General features: G+C 65.9%; 15 protein-coding genes. 14 read left to right on the top strand and 1 reads right to left on the bottom strand.

Annotated elements, in window-relative coordinates; genetic code table 11:
* Positions 1-89: 89 nt before the first annotated feature.
* The 5 genes from gyrA to ACZ48Y_RS01075 all read left to right on the top strand — a co-directional run bounded on the left by gyrA (position 90) and on the right by ACZ48Y_RS01075 (position 6,066).
* A complete protein-coding gene (gyrA, locus tag ACZ48Y_RS01095; protein WP_464741320.1) occupies positions 90-2,504 on the top strand; it encodes a DNA gyrase subunit A in 2,415 nt (804 codons plus the stop codon).
* On the top strand, positions 2,505-2,822 hold the full coding sequence (gene cutA / locus ACZ48Y_RS01090) for a divalent-cation tolerance protein CutA (RefSeq protein WP_464741318.1): 318 nt from the start codon (positions 2,505-2,507) through the stop codon (positions 2,820-2,822). It begins immediately after the preceding gene.
* A gap of 67 nt (positions 2,823-2,889) precedes the next feature.
* Positions 2,890-3,501, top strand: coding sequence for a helix-turn-helix domain-containing protein (locus ACZ48Y_RS01085; protein WP_464741316.1), 612 nt, complete (start codon positions 2,890-2,892; stop codon positions 3,499-3,501).
* A 62-nt stretch (positions 3,502-3,563) separates the two neighbouring features.
* Positions 3,564-4,574, top strand: coding sequence for an NAD(P)/FAD-dependent oxidoreductase (locus ACZ48Y_RS01080; RefSeq protein ID WP_464741314.1), 1,011 nt, complete (start codon positions 3,564-3,566; stop codon positions 4,572-4,574).
* A 22-nt stretch (positions 4,575-4,596) separates the two neighbouring features.
* Positions 4,597-6,066: a bifunctional metallophosphatase/5'-nucleotidase gene (locus ACZ48Y_RS01075; RefSeq protein ID WP_464741312.1), complete on the top strand. Its 1,470-nt coding sequence runs from the start codon at positions 4,597-4,599 to the stop codon at positions 6,064-6,066.
* 61 nt (positions 6,067-6,127) lie between these two features.
* Here ACZ48Y_RS01075 and glnA (ACZ48Y_RS01070) read toward each other — a convergent pair whose 3' ends face one another.
* A complete protein-coding gene (glnA, locus tag ACZ48Y_RS01070; protein ID WP_464741310.1) occupies positions 6,128-7,546 on the bottom strand; it encodes a type I glutamate--ammonia ligase in 1,419 nt (472 codons plus the stop codon).
* A gap of 205 nt (positions 7,547-7,751) precedes the next feature.
* Between glnA (ACZ48Y_RS01070) and glnA (ACZ48Y_RS01065) the strand changes: the two genes are divergently transcribed.
* The 9 genes from glnA (ACZ48Y_RS01065) (at position 7,752) to ACZ48Y_RS01025 (ending at position 18,054) form a co-directional block, all read left to right on the top strand.
* Entirely contained in the window at positions 7,752-9,092 is a 1,341-nt protein-coding gene (glnA, locus tag ACZ48Y_RS01065; protein WP_464741308.1) for a type I glutamate--ammonia ligase, read from the top strand.
* Between the two features lie 133 nt (positions 9,093-9,225).
* The gene (locus tag ACZ48Y_RS01060) at positions 9,226-10,398 is read left to right on the top strand and encodes a branched-chain amino acid ABC transporter substrate-binding protein (RefSeq protein ID WP_464741305.1); all 1,173 of its coding nucleotides are present in this window, start codon (positions 9,226-9,228) and stop codon (positions 10,396-10,398) included.
* A gap of 106 nt (positions 10,399-10,504) precedes the next feature.
* A complete protein-coding gene (locus ACZ48Y_RS01055) occupies positions 10,505-11,662 on the top strand; it encodes a branched-chain amino acid ABC transporter permease (protein ID WP_464741303.1) in 1,158 nt (385 codons plus the stop codon).
* Complete coding sequence (locus ACZ48Y_RS01050) at positions 11,659-12,936, top strand: branched-chain amino acid ABC transporter permease (RefSeq protein ID WP_464741301.1); 1,278 nt, start codon at positions 11,659-11,661, stop codon at positions 12,934-12,936. Before ACZ48Y_RS01055 ends, ACZ48Y_RS01050 begins: the two co-directional genes overlap by 4 nt.
* Complete coding sequence (locus ACZ48Y_RS01045) at positions 12,933-13,715, top strand: ABC transporter ATP-binding protein (protein WP_464741299.1); 783 nt, start codon at positions 12,933-12,935, stop codon at positions 13,713-13,715. The genes ACZ48Y_RS01050 and ACZ48Y_RS01045 overlap by 4 nt, the downstream gene beginning before the upstream one ends.
* On the top strand, positions 13,715-14,428 hold the full coding sequence (locus ACZ48Y_RS01040; RefSeq protein WP_464741297.1) for an ABC transporter ATP-binding protein: 714 nt from the start codon (positions 13,715-13,717) through the stop codon (positions 14,426-14,428). The genes ACZ48Y_RS01045 and ACZ48Y_RS01040 overlap by 1 nt, the downstream gene beginning before the upstream one ends.
* Positions 14,429-14,513: 85 nt before the next feature.
* Positions 14,514-16,085, top strand: coding sequence for an ABC transporter substrate-binding protein (locus tag ACZ48Y_RS01035; protein WP_464741295.1), 1,572 nt, complete (start codon positions 14,514-14,516; stop codon positions 16,083-16,085).
* Between the two features lie 58 nt (positions 16,086-16,143).
* Positions 16,144-17,199, top strand: a complete 1,056-nt coding sequence (locus tag ACZ48Y_RS01030) for an ABC transporter permease (protein WP_464741293.1) — start codon at positions 16,144-16,146, stop codon at positions 17,197-17,199.
* 9 nt (positions 17,200-17,208) lie between these two features.
* Positions 17,209-18,054 (top strand): ABC transporter permease, encoded by an 846-nt coding sequence (locus ACZ48Y_RS01025; RefSeq protein ID WP_464741291.1) that lies wholly within the window; start codon positions 17,209-17,211, stop codon positions 18,052-18,054.
* The last annotated feature ends 3 nt before the right edge of the window (positions 18,055-18,057 follow it).

Raw genomic sequence — 18,057 nt, 5'->3', positions numbered from 1 at the left:
GCTTTGTGCGCCTTTTTTCTTTGCTCGTTCGGGTATACTGCCAAACGGGCCTTCGCCCAGCGCCCCCAAGGCAACAACCGAGGAGCATGATGGCTGAGATTCAACCTGTCGAGATCACCGAAGAGGTCAAGCAGAGCTTCATCAACTACGCGATGAGCGTGATCGTGGACCGCGCGCTGCCCGACGTGCGCGACGGGCTCAAGCCGGTGCAGCGGCGAATCCTCTTTGCCATGTACCAGGAAGGGCTCCTGCCCAACCGCAAGCACTCGAAGTCCGCCGGCGTCGTCGGCGAGGTGATCAAGAAGTACCACCCCCACGGCGACCAGGCGGTCTACGACGCGATGGTGCGCATGGCCCAGCCCTGGAACCTGCGCTACCCCCTGGTCGACGGCCAGGGAAACTTCGGCTCCATCGACGGCGACCCCCCCGCGGCCTACCGCTACACCGAGGCCCGGCTCTCGCCGATCGCGATGGAGCTCTTGAAGGACATCGACAAGGACACCGTCGACTTCAAGCCCAATTTCGACGGCACCTCGGAGGAGCCCGAGGTCCTTCCCGCGGGGTTCCCCAACCTGCTGGCCAATGGCGCCAGCGGGATCGCGGTGGGCATGGCCACCAGCCTGCCCCCGCACAACCTCACCGAGCTGATCGACGCCCTGGTCGCGATGATCGAGGATCCGGGGATCGACCTCGAGGGCGTGATGCGCCACCTCCCGGGCCCGGACTTCCCCACCGGCGGCCGGCTCAACGCCGCGGGGATCAAGGAGGCCTACGCGACCGGACGCGGCACCCTGCGCCTGCGCGCCAAGGTCCACATCGAGGAGAAGAAGGGCCGGCCGGTGCTGGTGGTGACCGAGATCCCCTACCAGGTCAACAAGGCCAGCCTAATCGCCCAGATTGCCGCCTTGGTGCGCCACAAGAAGATCGAGGAGATCGCCGCGCTTCGCGACGAGTCCGACCGCCGGGGCATGCGCATCGTCATCGAGCTCAAGCGCGGGACCAACCCCGACGTCGTGCTGAACAAGCTCTACAAGCACACCGCGCTGCAAAACACCTTCACCGTCAACCTGCTGGCGATCGTCGACGGCGAGCCCAAGGTCCTCTCCCTCCTGGAGATGATGCGGCTGTATCTGGACCACCGCCGCGTCGTCGTCACCCGCCGTACCCAGTTCGAGCTCAAGAAGGCCGAGGAGCGGGCGCACGTCCTCGAGGGCCTGCTCATCGCCCTCGACCACATCGACGAGGTCATCGCCCTGATCCGCGCCTCCAAGGACGCCGGCGAGGCGCGCCGGGGGCTGATCGCGCACTTTGCACTGACCGAGGTCCAAGCTCAGGCGATCCTGGACATGCGGCTGCAGCGGCTGGTCGGGCTCGAGCGCGAGCGCCTGACCGCCGAGTATGAGGAGCTCAAGGAGAAGATCGCCGACCTCAGGAGCATTCTCGAGGACGAGGCCAAGCTCTGGGGGGTGATCAAGGCCGAGCTGCGCGAGGTGCAGGCCCGCTACGGCGACGCCCGGCGCACGACGATCACCCGGTTCAGCGAAGGCTTCAACCCCGAGGACCTGATCGAAGACGAGCCGATGGTGATCACGATGACCGCCGCCGGCTTCGTCAAACGCACCCCGCTCGAGGCCTACCGCGCCCAGGGGCGGGGCGGGGTCGGGGTCCAGTCCGGCCGCGCCAAGGACGAGGACGAGGCCACCCGGGTCTTCGTCGCCCAGATGCACGACCAGCTCCTCTTCTTCACCAACCATGGCCGGGTCTACGGGATCAAGGTCTTCGAGCTCCCCGAGGCCCAGCGCACCGCCCGGGGCAGCCACGTGGCCAGCCTGTTGCCCCTCGGCGAGGGGGAGCGGGTCGCAGCGCTCTTGAGCATCCGCGACTTCAACGTCCCCGGCGACTTCGTCTTCGCCACCAAGCGGGGCATCGTCAAGCGCACCCCGATCACCGAGTACCAGAACCTGAACAGCGCTGGGCTGATCGCCATCAACCTGCAGCAGGGCGACGACCTGATCGAGGTGGCCACCGCCCGCGCCAACAGCGACCTGCTGATCGCCACCCGTCACGGGAAGACGATCCGCTTTGCGCTCGGCGAGGTGCGGCCCACCGGCCGGGCGAGCCAGGGGGTGCGGGGCATCCGGCTAAGAGAGGGCGACGAGGTGGTCTCCCTGGTCGTCATCCCCGAGGGCTGGGAGGGGGACCTCCTGGCGGTCGGCAGCCGGGGCTACGGCAAGCGCACCGAGGTCGGGGAGTTCCCGCGTCAGGGTCGCGGCGGTCAGGGGGTGATCGGGTTCAAGGTCAGCCCCAAGGTCGGGGCGCTGGCCACGATGCGGCCCGTGGAGGGCGACGAGGACCTCCTCGTGCTTTCGAAAAAGGGCCTCGCGATCCGCACCCGGGTGCGGGACATCCCCACCTACTCCCGGGCCACCTCTGGGGTCAAGATCATGAACCTCGCCCCCGACGACGAGGTGGCCTCGGCCTTCGTCATTCCCCAGGAGGACTAGATGAAAACCCACGTGGTGCTGATCACCGCCCCGGCGGACGGGGACGCCGCCAAGGCGCTGGCCAAGACCCTGGTGGAGGAGCGGCTTGCGGCGTGCGTGAACCTCGTCCCCGGGCTGACCTCGGTCTACCGCTGGGAGGGAAAGGTGGTCGAGGACCGGGAGGTGCTGCTCATCGCCAAGACCACCGAGGATCGCCTGGAGGCCCTGATGCGCCGCGTCCCCGAGCTGCACCCCTACTCGGTGCCGGAGGTGCTGGCGCTCGAGGTCAAGGCCGGCCACCCCCCCTACCTGGCCTGGGTCGCCGAGGCCACGCGCTAGGTTATTTTCATAACCTTAATGTTTACAAAACCCGCCCGGCGTGCTAGGCTGGGGGTGGAGGGAGATTGTGACCAAGTCCAGCATTAGCGAAACCCTGACCTTCGCCCCCGGCGAGGTGATCCTCTACCCCGGGGTGCCCGGTCCCGAGGACCGGCTTTTGCGGGTGCGGCGGGGCCTGGTCCGGATCCAGCTGGTCGACGAGGAGGGCAACGCCCTCAGCCTGCGCTACGTCGGCAAGGGCGAGTTCTTCAACGAGGAAGCCTTCACCGGGGCCGAGCGCGGCTACTTCGCCGAGGCCCTGGTCCCGACCGTGGTCGAGGCCTTTTCGCCCCAGGCGCTCGACGCCAAGGGGCTCGAGGCGCTGAACCTGAGCCTGGTTTCTGCCTTGCAGCAGACCTACCGGCGCATCGAACGCCTGGTCAGCCAGCGGCTGAAAAACCGCATCGCCGCCGCCCTGCTCGACTTCGCCAAGACCCCCCTCGCGACCACCGACGAGGCCGGTCAGACCACGATCCACATCACCCACGACGAGCTCGCCGCGGCGGTGGGCTCGGTGCGCGAAACGGTGACCAAGGTCGTCGGCGAGCTCGTCCGCGAGGGGCTGATCAAGTCCGGCTACGGCAAGATCACCCTGCTCAACCCGAGGAAGCTCAAGCGGATCGCCTCCGAACGCGAGTAATCCGAGTGCTATACTCGGAATAGGGCCCCCCGGTAAGGGGGGCTTTTTGAAGGAGGTGAGGTGTGCAAACAGGAACGGACCTGATCGTGGTCGGGGCGGGGCCCACCGGGCTGGCCGCCGCCTTCTACGCGGGGATGCGCGGGCTCTCGGTGCGCCTCGTCGACCCGCTGAGCGAGCCCGGCGGGCAGCTCGTCGCCCTTTATCCGGAGAAGTACATCTACGACGTGGTCGGCTTTCCCAAGATCAAGGCCGCGGACCTCGCGGCCCGGCTGCTCGCGCAGCTCGAGCCCTTCCATCCGATCTTCTCGATGGAAGAGCGCGCCGAGACGCTCACCCGGGAAGACGAGGCCTTCTTCTTGTCCACCGATAAGGGCCACACCTACCGGGCGAAGGCGGTGATCATCGCCTCCGGGCTGGGGGTGTTCGAGCCCCGCCGGGTGGGCGCGGAAAACGAGCAGGCCTTCGAGGGCCGGGGCCTCTTTTACGCGGTCAAGCACCCCGAGGAGTTCAAGGGCAAGCGGGTGCTGATCGTGGGGGGCGGGGACAGCGCGGTGGACTGGGCGCTGATGCTCAAGAACCTGGCCCAGGTCACCCTGGTCCACCGCCGCAGGACCTTCCGGGCCCACGAGCGCTCGGTGCAGCAGCTCCTCGCCGCCGCCGAGAACGGCGAGCTCACGGTGCGCACCCCCTACCGCCTGACCCGGGTCGACGGCGAGGACTGGGTTTTGGAGGCGGAGATCGAGGACCTCGAAAGCAACACCAAAACCCGGTTGCCGGTGGACGCGGTCCTGGTCCTCGCGGGGTTCCTCTCCAAGCCCGGCCCGCTCAGCCAGTGGGGGCTGGAAATGGACAAGGGGCGCATCAAGGTCAACTGCAAGATGGAGACCAACCTCCCCGGCGTCTACGCCGCCGGAGACACGGTGACCTACCCGGGCAAGCTCAAGCTGATCCAGGTCAACTTCGGCGAGGCGGCGATCGCCGCCAACCACGCCGCGGCCTTCATCACCGGGGAGAAGGCCCACCCCGGCCACTCCTCGGACCGCCCTGACCCTACGATGAACAAGGGTGCCTAGAATAAGGGGCGGAGGTGAAGGTATGAAGCGAAGCGCAACCCTGTTCGTCGCCCTGCTGCTAGGCGCGCTGGCCTGGGCCGGCCAATTCTCGATCGTCCACTTCAACGACGTCTACGAGATCCAGCCGGTCAAGCACGGCAAGTACGGCGGCGCGGCCCGGGTGGCCACCCTGATCAAGTCCCTCGGCGGCCAGGACAACCTGATCCTGTTCTCCGGCGACGCCTTCAGCCCCTCGATCATGTCCAGCGTCTTCAAGGGCAAACAGATGGTGGACGTCTTCAACCGCCTGGGGCTGGACTACGCGACCTTCGGCAACCACGAGTTCGACTTCGGTCCCGAGGTCGCCGCCGAACGGGTAAAGGAGTCCGAGTTCGCCTGGATCGCCACCAACCTCGTCGACAAGCGCACCGGCGAGCCCTACGTGGGGGCCATCCGCTGGGCGCTGGTGGACTGGAACGGGGTCAAGGTCGGGCTCCTCGGGCTGATCGAGGACTGGCTCGAGCTCACCAGCCCCGGCCCCAACGCCCAGTACCTGGACTTCGTCACCGAGGCGCGCAAGTACGCCCGCCTGCTCAAGCAAAAGGGCGCCGAGGTGGTCATCGCCCTCACCCACATGAGCATGGCCAACGACGAGAAGCTCGCCGAGAAGGTGCCGGAGATCGACCTCATCCTCGGCGGCCACGACCACGCCCCGATGTGGAAGGTGGTCAACGGCACCCTGATCTGGAAGACCGGCGCCGACTGGATCCACCTCGGGTACCTCAAGGTCTTCACCATCCCCGGGATGAAGCCGGTGGTCATCCCCACCGAGTACACCGTGGACCAGTCGATCCCCGAGGACCCCGAGATGGCTGCCGTGGTCGCGAAGTACGCCAAGGCCCTCGACAAGGCCCTGAACCAGGTGATCGGGAAGACCAAGGTGCCCCTCGACGCCCGGCGTAAGGTGGTGCGCCGCCAGGAGTCCAACCTCGGGGACCTGATCGCGGACGCGATGCGCGCCTACGCGAAGGCCGACGCCGCGATCCAAAACGGTGGCGGCATCCGCACCGACCAGGTCTACGGCCCGGGGCCCCTCACCCGCAAGGACATCTTCGCCATCCTGCCCTTCGGCAACGTGGTGATCAGCGTCAAGGTCGACGGCAAGACCCTCAAGGCCGCCCTGGAGAACGGCGTCTCCCAGTGGGAGCGCACCGCCGGCCGCTTCCCCCAGGTCTCGGGGATCAAGTACGTCTTCGACCCCAGCCGCCCCGCGGGGCAGCGGGTGCTCGAGGTCTACGTCAACGGCCAACCCCTAGACCCCAACAAGACCTACACCCTGGCGATCAACGACTACATGGGCCGCGGCGGCGACGGCTACAAGATGTTCAAGGGTGCCCCGCGGATCATCGACGAGCGCAACGGCAAGCTCCTCGCCCAGGTGGTGATTGACTACATCAAGGCCCACTCCCCGGTGGCGCCGAAGGTCGAGGGCCGCATCATCATTCGACGCTAAATCCACGGCCCAAAACGCTCTGGCCCCCGCGAACGCGGGGGCCAGAGCGTTCCGTGGCGCTTTAGAGATCGTAGTACATCTGGAACTCGATCGGCGTGGTGCGCAGGCGCACCTCGGCCGCCTCCTCGCGCTTTTTGGCGATCCACTCTTCAAGCAACGCCTCGGTGAAGACCCCGCCCTCGAGCAGGAAGTCGTGATCCTTTTCCAGGGCGTCGAGGGCCTCGTCGAGGCTTGCGGGCAGGGTCTTGATGCGCCGGGCTTCCCGCGCGGAGAGCGCATAGAGGTTCTTATCCACCGGCTTGGGGGGCTCGAGCTCGCGGCGAATGCCATCCAAACCCGCCATCAGCATCGCGGCGAAGGTCAGGTACGGGTTGCCCGAGGGATCCGGCGCGCGGTACTCGATGCGTTTGGACTTCTTGAACTCCGGACCGCTGAAGTACATCGGAATGCGGATGATCGCGGAACGGTTGCGGCGGGAGATGATCAGGTTGACCGGGGCCTCGTAGCCGGGCACAAGACGGCGGTAGGAGTTGACGGTGGGGTTGGTGATCGCGGCCAGCGCGGGCCCGTGGGCCAGGAGACCAGCAGCGTAGTGCATGGCCAGCTTGGAGAGCTCGGCGTACCCGTCTTCGTCGTAGAAGAGGGGCTCGCCGTTCTTCCAAAGCGACTGGTGGGTGTGCATGCCCGAGCCGTTGTCCCCATACAGCGGCTTGGGCATGAAGGTCACCGTCTTTCCTGCCTTCGCCGCGGTCTGCCGCACCGCGTATTTGTACTTGAAGACGTTGTCTCCGGTCCGGGTCAGGGTGTCGAAGCGAATGTCGATCTCGGCCTGCCCGGCGGTGGCCACCTCGTGGTGGTGCAGTTCGACCTGAACCCCGATGGCCTCAAGATTCTTGACCATCTCACTGCGCAGGTCCTGGTGCTTGTCCACCGGCGGTGCGGGGAAGTACCCCTCCTTGGGCCGGATCCAAAGGCCATCGCCCCCTTCACCGGAGTGCCAGTGCCCCTCCTCGGACTGCACCCAGAAGCCGGAGTTATGGGGCTCGATGCTGAAGCCAACCTGATCGAAGATGAAGAACTCGATCTCCGGCCCCCAGTAGCTGGTATCGGCGATCCCCGAATCCTTCAAGTAGGCCTCGGCCCGCTTGGCCACCCCGCGAGGGTCTTTGTCGTAGAACTTCTTTTCCACCGGGTCGAAGACGTCGGCGATCACCACCAGGGTGGGGTGCGCCGCGAAGGGGTCGACGAACGCCGTCCCCAGATCAGGCAAGAGCAACATGTCGGACTCGTTGATCGCCTGAAAACCCTGGATCGACGAGCCGTCGAAGCCTGCGCCGTTCGTAAATAAGTTTTCATCCGCCTCATGAGCCGGCACCGTGAAGTGCTGCCAGCGACCAGGCAGGTCCGCAAACCTTAGGTCTACGAAGGCGATGCCGTTCTCCTTGATGAACTTCACAGCTTCCTTGGCGTTCTTAAACACATCCCACCTCCGCAAAAACTTACGATGCGAAGTGTACCCTTATAAGCGAGCATCCGTCAATACCTTTCGCTACGAACTCCCGTTATTACGGGTTTTACCCCGTTGATTTTCCCCGGTCGCGTGCAAAACGTTCCGCAAACATTGCACACGCCCGCCGAGGGCCGCACGCCCCCTCTGCATACTCATAAGGCGGTATAATGCCCGGGTGGCGCTCTCCAAGGCAGAAATCCTGAAAGAGTTGAAGCGCAACGACGTTCGCTTTTTGCGGCTACAGTTCACCGACATCCTGGGGATCGGCAAGAACGTGGAGGTGCCCGCCAGTCAGTTTGAGAAGGCCCTGGACGGGGAGATCATGTTCGACGGCTCCTCGATCGAGGGGTTCACCCGGATCGAGGAATCGGACATGCTCCTCAAGCCGGACTACGCGACCTTCGCGATCTTTCCCGACCTGATCGAGGACCCCCATCGGGGCCGGGTGGCGCGGCTGATCTGCGACGTCACCTACCCCGACGGCACCCCCTTCGAAGGCGACCCCAGGCAGGTCCTAAAACGCCAGATCGAGGCCTTGAAGGCGCTCGGCTTCGACGACATGTACGCTGGTCTCGAGCCCGAGTTCTTCCTCTTCCTAAGGAGCCCCGAGGGCCTGCCCACCACCAGCACCCACGACGACGCCGGCTACTTCGACCTTGCCCCCTTGGACAAGGGGGAAGAGGCCCGCCGCGACATGGTCAACGTGCTCACCGCGATGGGCTTCGAGATCGAGGCCGCGCACCACGAGGTGGCGCCGGGCCAGCACGAGATCGACTTCAAGTACGCCAAGGCGCTGACCACCGCGGACAACATCGCCACCTTCAAGTTCGTCGTCAAGCGCGTCGCCCTGCTGCACAACCTGCACGCCACCTTCATGCCCAAGCCGATCGTGGGGATCAACGGCTCCGGCATGCACACCCACCTCTCCCTGTTCAAGAACGGGGAGAACGCCTTTTTTGACCCCAAGGGCGAGCACCAGCTCTCCCAGACCGCGCTTCGGTTCATCGCCGGGCTGCTGACCCACGCGGCGGGCATGGTGGCGATCACCAACCCCCTGGTCAACTCCTACAAGCGCCTCACCCCGGGCTACGAGGCCCCGACGAACATCGCCTGGTCGGTCTCCAACCGCTCGGCGATGGTCCGCATCCCCGCGCGCCGGGGGGTGGGGACCCGGGCCGAGCTGCGCATGCCCGACCCCAGCACCAACCCCTACCTGGCGCTCGCGGTGATGCTCGCCGCCGGCCTGGACGGGATCAAGAACGAGCTCGTGCCACCCCCGCCGATCCAGCGCAACATCTTCCAGATGGGCGTACGCGAACGCCGCCGGCACAAGATCCGGGAGCTTCCCGGCACCCTGCGCGAGGCCCTTGACGCGCTGGAAAAAGACCCGGTGATTCGGGACGCGCTCGGTGAGCACATCTACACCCACTACATGCGGGCCAAGCGCCTGGAGTGGGAGGACTACCGCATCACCGTGCACCCCTGGGAGCTCGAGCGCTACCTGATCAAGTACTGATCCACGGGCAGCAGCGCGGGCGGGCCGGATCGTCGGCCCGCCCGCCTTCGTGCATGCGCTTGACAGGAGCGCTGCATGTTTTTGTAGGATAGGTCTGGCGAGACCATCCATCTCGCACAGAAAGGAGGGGTATATGAGGAAGACCATCCTAGTTACCCTTTTTGCGGCAATCGCAGCGCTTGCACTGGCTCAGTCGGACAACGTTATTAAGATCGCGACCGTTTCCCCGCTCTCCGGTGAGCAGGCGGCGCTCGGCGAGATGATCAAGCTCGGCGCGCAGCTTGCTGTCGAGGAGGCCCAGCCGGAGTTTGAAAAGCTCGGGTTCAAGCTCGAGCTCTCGCCGCAGGACGACCAGGCCAACCCGGACGTCGGCGTCGCCGTCGCCCGCCGTCTGGTGACCGACCCCGACGTGCTGGCGGTGGTGGGCCACCTGAACACCGGCGTGGCCATCCCCTCGTCCGAGGTCTACAAGGACTACCAGCTGCCCATGGTCTCTCCGGCCAACACCGGCCCCGCGGTGACCGACCGCTGCTACCTCAACGTCAACCGCCTGGTCGGCCGTGACGACGTCCAGGGCCCGGCCGGTGCGGAGTTCGCGGTGAAGGAGCTCGGCGCCAAGCGGATCTTCATCGTCCACGACAAGACCACCTACGGCCAGGGCGTGGCCGAGCAGTTCAAGAAGAAGGCCGAGGAGCTCGGCGCTCAGGTGGTGGGCTTCGTTGGCACCGAGGAGAAGTCCAACTTCCAGGCGTTGATCCTGCAGATGAAGGCCAAGAAGCCCGACTTCGTCTACTTCGGCGGCATCTACAACCAGGGCGCGGTGCTCCTCAAGCAGATGCGCGAGCGCGGCATCAAGGCCACCTTCATGGGCCCCGACGGCCTTGACTCCTCGAAGTTCGTGGAAATCGCCGGCGAGGCCGCGAAGGGCGCCTACTACACCACCGTCGCCGGCCCCATTGACCGCTACCCCAAGGCCGCGGCGATGGTCAAGAAGTTCCAAGAGCGCTTCGGCAAGACCCCGGAGTCCTTCGCGATCTACGGCTACGACTCGGCGAAGGTCGTGATCCAGGCGCTCAAGGACTTCATCAAGTTCGCCAAGCGCAAGCCCACCCGGGCCGAGCTCTCGATGCTCATCCGGCAGACCTCCCTCGAGGGCGTGACCGGTTCCATCGCCTTCGACTACAAGGGGGACCGGAAGGTGGCGGACTACTTCGTCGTCCACCTCGAGGAGGCCAAGTACCCCGGCAAGGTGGTGAAGGTCATCTCCTTCCCCGCCCCGGCCACGGTCTGCAAGGCCATCCGCTAAGGTTCGGCACTGCGACGGGGAAGGGGGGCGGCCGCCCCCCTTCCCTTTGCTCTTGTGATAAGTTATTCGGCGTGATGCGAGTTTCTATCCCCCCGGGAGGTGTACCTTGCTGGACGTCCTGATACAGCTCTTACCCAGCGTCTTGCTCGAGGGCCTGATCCTCGGCTTCGTCTACGCGATGATCGCGCTCGGCTACACGATGGTCTACGGGGTCTTGGAGCTCATTAACTTCGCGCACTCGGAGATCTTCATGTCCGGCGCGATCGCCGGGGCGGAAACCTTCATCCTGCTCAAGGGCCTGATCGCCAACCCCTACCTCCTCCTCACCCTGGCGGTGCTGATCGGGGGCACGGTGGCCGCGGTCGTCGCCATCCTGGTCGAACGGCTGGCGTACCGCCCGCTGCGCAAACGGGGGACCACGAACCGCCTGGTCCCCCTGATCACCGCGATCGGGGTCTCGTTCTTCCTCCAAGACCTGGTGCGCCTGATCGAGGGCCTCTGGCACAACGCGTTCTACCGGCGCTATCCCACCTTCCCGGTGTTCGAGCAAAGCATCAATATTCCCAACTGGATCGGCTATCTGGTCATCCTGGCGACGCTGGTGCTGGTCTTTTGGACCTTGCTCTACCTCTTCTACTGGATCTACCGGCAGTTCGCCAAGGGTGCCGCGGCGTCGCCGGGGCGCGCGCTTTGGTGGGGCGCCGCCGGGCTCACCCTGCTCTTTGCCCTCCTCTATCGCGGGGCGATCTTCACCGATCTGGGGATGACGATCCAGGTCAAGTCCCTCCTGGTGATCGCGGTCAGCCTGCTGATGCTCTACGGGCTGAACTGGCTGGTGCACAAGACCAAGCTGGGCATCGCGATCCGCGCCGTGGCCCAGGACATGCAGACCGCGGCACTGATGGGGATCGACCCCGACACGATCATCTCCCGCACCTTCCTGATCGGGGGGTTCCTCGGGGGCGTCGCGGGGGTGCTCTTCGGCCTGCTCTACACCCTGGTGCACCCCTACGTCGGCTTCATTCCGGGCATCAAGGCCTTCACCGCCGCGGTCCTCGGCGGGATCGGGAACATTACCGGCGCCGCGGTCGGAGGGCTGGTGCTGGGCATGCTGGAAATGCTCGGCGGCACCTACCTGACCTTTTTGACCGACGGGGCCATGGGCACCGAGTACAAGGACATCCTGGCCTTTGCGATCCTGATCTTCATCCTGCTCTTCCGCCCGCAAGGCATCATCGGACAGCAGCTGGGGGAAAAGGTATGAAGCGGCTTCGAGAAAACCGCGCCCTCTTGAGCCTGGTCATCGCTGTCGCCGCGGTGGTCTTCGGCTACTGGCTCTTGCGCAACCCGACCAGCACCCTGGCCTTTTTGCTCACCCTGGGCACGCTGCTCGCGGCCTTCTTGCAGCCCATCCCACGCTGGCTCAAGGTCCTGGTCGGGGGCGCCATCCTGCTCCTCGTCCTGCCCGCGGCGGGCTTTAAGAACTCCTTCCTCTTCGAGCTCGGCATCCAGACCGGGATCTACGCCGCGATGGCCCTGGGGCTGAACGTGGTGGTTGGGATGGCCGGCCTCTTGGACCTCGGCTACGCCGCCTTCTTCGCGGTCGGGGCCTACACCTGGGCGATCTTCGGCTCGTCTCAGGCCAACAACTTCATGCCCTGGAAGATCTTCCCCCTGCCCGGGGAATACTTCTACCTCTTCATGTTCGTAGCGGTGGCGATGGCCGCGATCACCGGCGTGATCATCGGCTCGCCGGCGCTCAGGCTCAAGGGGGACTACCTGGCGATCGTCACCCTGGGCCTCGGGGAGATGGTGCGGGTGCTCGCGAACAACCTCGACCACCCGATCAACTTCACCAACGGCCCCCAGGGGATCACCCCGATCCAGCGCCCGCCGATCGACTGGTTCATCGCGCTGCTCGATCGCTTCGGGCTGCACCTGAGCCGCACCGAGGCCTACCCGCTCTTCTTCTACCTGCTGGTGCTGCTCATCATCGGCATCGTCACCCTGGTCAACATGAACCTCGACCGCTCGCGCTTCGGTCGGGCCTGGATCGCCATCCGCGAGGACGAGATCGCGGCCCGGGCGATGGGGATTCCCCTCTTGCCCACCAAGCTCCTGGCCTTCGCCACCGGCGCCAGCTTCTCCGGGGCGATGGGCGCGCTCTTCGCCGCGAAGCAGCTCTACGTTAGCCCGGAGTCCTTTACCCTGATCCAGTCGATCATGATCCTGGTGATGGTCATCCTCGGAGGAATGGGCTCGATTCCCGGGGCGATCCTCGGGGCGGCGACGGTGACGATCCTCAACGTGGACCTCTTGAAGACCGCCTCCGACTACCTCAACGACCTGCGCAACGCCGGGTTCGAGCTCAACCTGGGCTTTTTGAAGTACAACTTCGCCAACCTGCCCAACCAGCTTGAGCCGGCGAAGTACGAGCGTATGGTCTTCGGGCTGATCCTGATCCTGATGATGATCTACCGGCCGGAGGGCATCCTGCCCGAGCGGCGCCACGTCATCGAGATGAAGGAGGAGGCATGAGCGAGGCCATCCTCGAGGTTGACCACGTCACCAAGACCTTCGGCGGCCTGATCGCGGTCAACGACGTCAGCACCCGCGTGAACAAGAAGGAGATCTTCGCGGTCATCGGCCCCAACGGCGCCGGAAAGACGACGTTCTTCAACCTCATCACCGGAATCTACAAGCCCGACCGCGGCCACATCCGCTTCGACGGCGAGGAGATCACCGGCCGCGACCCGGCCTGGATCGCCAGCCGAGGCATGGCCCGGACCTTCCAGAACATCCGCCTCTTCGGCTCGATGACCGCCCTGGAGAACGTGATGGTGGCGCGCCACGTGCACACCCGAACCAGCTACTTCGACGCCCTGGTGCACACCCCGCGCCACCGCGACGAGGAAAAACGGGCCACCGAACGGGCGATGGCGCTCCTGGCCTACATGCAGCTCGAGCACCGGGCCACGGAGCTGGCCAAGAACCTACCCTACGGCGAGCAACGGCGGCTGGAGATCGCCCGGGCGCTGGCCCTGGAGCCCAAGCTCCTCCTCCTCGACGAGCCCGCGGCGGGGATGAACCCCCAAGAGACCGAGGACCTGCAGCGACGCATCGTCGGCATCCGCGACGACCTGGGGATCACGATCGTTCTCATCGAGCACGACATGAAGCTGGTGATGAGCATCTCCGAGCGCATCGCGGTGCTGGACTACGGCAAGAAGATCCTCGAGGGCAGCCCCGAGGAGGTCCGAAACGACCCCCGGGTCATCGAGGCCTACCTCGGCCGGGGCGCGGTGGAGGGCGCGTGATGGAACGGGTACTCGAGCTGCGAAACGTCCACACCTACTACGGCAAGATCCACGCCCTCAAAGGCATCAACCTCGAGGTCAACCAGGGGGAGATCGTCACCCTGATCGGGGCCAACGGCGCGGGCAAGACCACCACCCTGCGCACGATCTCGGGGATGATCCACCCCAAGGAGGGGGCGGTCCGCTTCGAAGGGGTCGAGATCCAGCATCTCCCGGCCCACCGCATCGTGCAAAAGGGGATCGGCCACGTCCCCGAGGGGCGGCGCATCTTCCCCCGGCTGACGGTCGAGGAGAACCTGGAGATCGGGGCCTACCTGACCAATGACCGCGAGGTGGTGGAAAAACGCAAGGCCGAGGTCTTCGAGCTCTTCCCCCGCCTGGAGGAGCGCCGGCGCCAGCTCGGGGGCACGCTCTCCGGCGGCGAGCAGCAGATGCTCGCGATCGGCCGGGCGCTGATGCAGGACCCCCGCATCCTGCTCCTCGACGAGCCCTCGATGGGCCTTGCCCCGGTGCTGGTGGACGCGATCTTCGACATCATCCAGGAGCTCAACCGGCGCGGCAAGACGATCCTCCTCGTCGAGCAGAACGCCCTCAAGGCGCTCCAGGTGGCCCACCGCGGCTACGTGCTGCAGACCGGAGAGATCATCCTCGAGGGCCCGGCGGAAGAGCTCGCGGCCAACGAAGAGGTGAAGCGCGCCTACCTGGGGGGCTAGGTTCCAGGCAGGCCGCGGCCCGGGGCTTGACCTGCCCCGGGTTTTTTGCGCTTATAATCGCCGTGTACACCCTAAGGAGGTGCGTATGAAGAAGCTTGCATTGGGATTGTTCCTGGCCTTCGGCCTCTTCGGTATGGGGCTGGCCCAGACCCTGATCTACGGGCAGTCGGGCCTTCCCGTGACCCTGGATTCCGCCGCCGCCCAGGACGGCAACTCGCTCCGGGTGGCGAAGCAGATCGTCGAAACCCTGGTGACCTTCGAGCCGGGCACAGTGAACCCCATCCCGGGCCTGGCCGAGAAGTGGGAGGCCTCGAGCGACGCCAAGGTCTGGACCTTCTACCTGCGCAAGGGCGTCAAGTTCCACGACGGCACCCCCTTCAACGCCGAGGCCGTCAAGTTCAACTTCGACCGCTGGAACGACAAGACCAACCCCTACCGCGGGGGCAAGGAGTTCGTGCCCTTCACCTGGGTCTTCGGCGGCTTCAAGGGCGAAGGCTCGGTGATCGACCGGGTCGAGGTCGTTGACCCGTACACGGTGCGCTTTTACCTCACCCAGCCGGTGGGCTTCTTCCCGCAGATGGTCGCCGCCAGCTACTTCGGCATCGACTCCCCCACCGCGGTCAAGAAGAACCCCGAGACCTACGGCACCCCCGAGGTCGGCGCGGTGGGCACCGGGCCCTTCGTCTTCGACAGCTGGAAGATCGGCGACAAGGTAATCCTCAAGCGCAACGAGAACTACTACGACGAAGCGCGCAAGGCTCACGTCGAGACCCTGGTCTTCCGCGGCATCCCCGAGCCCACCAGCCGGCTCGCGGAGCTCAAGGCGGGCTCGATCCACATCGCCAACAACCTCTCGCCCGAGGACCGCGGCGCGATCGAGCAGGACCCCAACCTGGTCGCGGTGGTGCAAAAGGGTCTGAACATCGGCTACGTCGCCTTCCACCAGAAGAACAAGCCCCTCGACGACCTGCGCGTGCGCAAGGCGATCGCAATGGCCGTGGACTGGGACGCGATCGTCGACGCCTTCTACGGCGGCCTGGGCGAGCGGGCCACGGAGTTCGTGCCCCCGGCGATGTGGGGCCGGGCCGGGGACATCAAGCCCTTCCCCTACGACCCCGCCGCGGCGAAGAAGCTCCTCGCCGAAGCCGGCTACCCGAACGGCTTTGCCACCGAGCTCTGGTACATGCCGGTCTCCCGCCCCTACTTCCCCGCGCCGCAGCCGATCGCCGAAACGATCGCCACCTACCTGGCCGATGTCGGCATCCAGGCCAGCCTGAAGACCGAGGACTGGGGCACCTACCTCTCCGACTACGACCAGGGCAAGTTCCCGATGTACATGCTGGGCTGGAGCCCCGACTACCCGGATCCGGACAACTACCTCTACACCTTCTTCGGCCCCACCTCGATCAAGACCAACCTGGGGTGCGAGACCGAGGCCTGCCAGAAGATCGCTGACCTGATCCACCAGGCCCGCGTCAACCCCGACCTCGAGGCCCGCAAGCAGCTCTACGCCGAGGCCCAGCGCCTGGTGCACGAGTACGTGCTCTCGATCCCCGTGGCCCACAACAACCCGCTGCACGCGACCAGCAAGAAGGTCAAGAACTACATCCCCAGCCCCCTGGGCTCGGAAGACCTCTACATGGTCGAGCTGAAGTAGCGTAGACGCCACGAAAACCGGGGCCCGTTGGGCCCCGGTTTTCGTATAGGCTAGGCGCGTGGCCGCCTACGCGATCCGCCGGTTCCTCAGCCTCATCCCAGTGCTCTTTGGCGTCAGCCTCCTGGTCTTCACCTTCGTCCACCTGATCCCCGGCGACCCGGCGCGGGTGATGCTCGGCCAGCGGGCCACCCCGGAGGCGCTGGCGCGCCTGCGCCAGGAGCTCAACCTGGACAAGCCGCTCTTTTTGGACCTCGAAGCCTTTCAAAAGACCGGCCGGGTCAGCGCCCTCTTCGACAGCCAGTACGCGACCTTCCTCGGCCGCATCCTCAAGGGCGACCTCGGCCGCTCGATCTTCTCCAAGGTCGACGTCGCCGCCGAACTCAAAGCCCGCTTCCCGGCCACCTTCGAGCTCACCCTGGGGGCGATGCTCATCGCCCTGATCATCGCGCTACCGGCGGGCATCGCCGCGGCGATCCGAAAGAACAGCGTCTTCGACATGCTGGTGATGACCGGGGCCCTCGTCGGGGTCTCGATGCCGATCTTCTGGCTGGGGCTCTTGCTGATCTACGTCTTTGCGGTCTACCTGCACTGGCTGCCCCCCTCCGGGCGGCTGGGCATCGAGACCAGCTTCCAGCCGCTCACCGGGTTGCTCCTCCTCGACAGCCTGCTCCGGGGCCGCCTCGACGTCTTCGTCGACGCCCTCAGGCACCTGATCCTCCCCTCGCTCGCGCTGGGCTCGATCCCCGCAGCGGTCATCGCCCGCATGATGCGCAGCTCGATGCTCGAGGTCCTCACCCAGGACTACGTGCGCACCGCCCGCGCCAAGGGCCTGCCGGAACGGGTGGTGATCTACAAGCACGCCCTCAAAAACGCGATGCTCCCGGTGATCACCATCATCGGGTTGTGGTTTGGGACCCTGCTCACCGGGGCGATCCTTACCGAAACGATCTTCAACTGGCCGGGCATCGGCAAGTGGCTCTACGACGCGATCCAGGCCCGCGACTACCCGATCGTCCAGGGCGGGACCCTCTTCATCGCCGCGGTCTACGTCGTGGTCAACGCCCTCGTCGACCTTTCCTACGGCTTTTTCGACCCAAGGATCCAGTACCGCTAGGAGGCCCTGATGCAGACCCCCCTGCAACGCGCCCTCAAACGCTTCTTTCGCTCCAGCTCGGGCAAGGCCGGGCTCGTGATCGTGGGCTTTTTCGTCCTCGCCGCGCTGCTTGCGCCCCTGCTCGCCCCCTACAACCCGCAAAAGGACCGCAACCTCAGGGCACGCCTCGAGCCCCCTTCGATCCAGCACTTCATGGGCACTGACGAGCTCGGCCGGGACATCTTCATCCGCGTCTGGCACGGGGCCCGCATCAGCCTGCGGGTGGGCGTGGTGGCGGTCGGCCTGGCGCTGGTGCTGGGCACCCTCTTGGGCCTGGTCGCCGGCTACTTCGGCGGTTGGGCGGACACCCTGATCTCCTGGCTGATCGACATCCTTTTGGCCTTCCCCTCGATCCTGCTGGCGATCGCCATCGTGGCGGTGATCGGCCCCAGCATCACCAACGCGATGATCGCGGTCGGGGTGGTGCAGGTCCCGGTCTTCGCCCGCCTGATGCGCAGCATGGTCCTCTCCCTCAAGGAGACCGAGTTCGTGGCCGCGGCCAAGGCCCTGGGCGCGGGGCACGGGCGCGTCCTCTTCCGCCACGTGCTCCCGAACGGCCTCTCCCCGCTCATCGTCCAGGCCACCCTCTCCATCGCCACCGCGATCCTCGACGCGGCGGGGCTCGGCTTCCTGGGCCTCGGGGCCCAGCCCCCGGCCCCCGAGTGGGGGGTGATGATCGCCCGCGGCTTTCAGTACTTCACCCGCGCCCCTTGGATCAGCCTCTTCCCCGGGCTCGCGATCATGCTCGCGGTGCTCGGCTTCAACCTCCTCGGCGACGGGCTTCGCGACGCCCTCGACCCCCGCGCCGCCCGCTAGCCC

Source organism: Rhabdothermus arcticus, from assembly GCF_055382915.1.
Note: the sequence above shows the minus strand (reverse complement) of the source record. Positions and strands in the feature narration are given on the sequence as shown.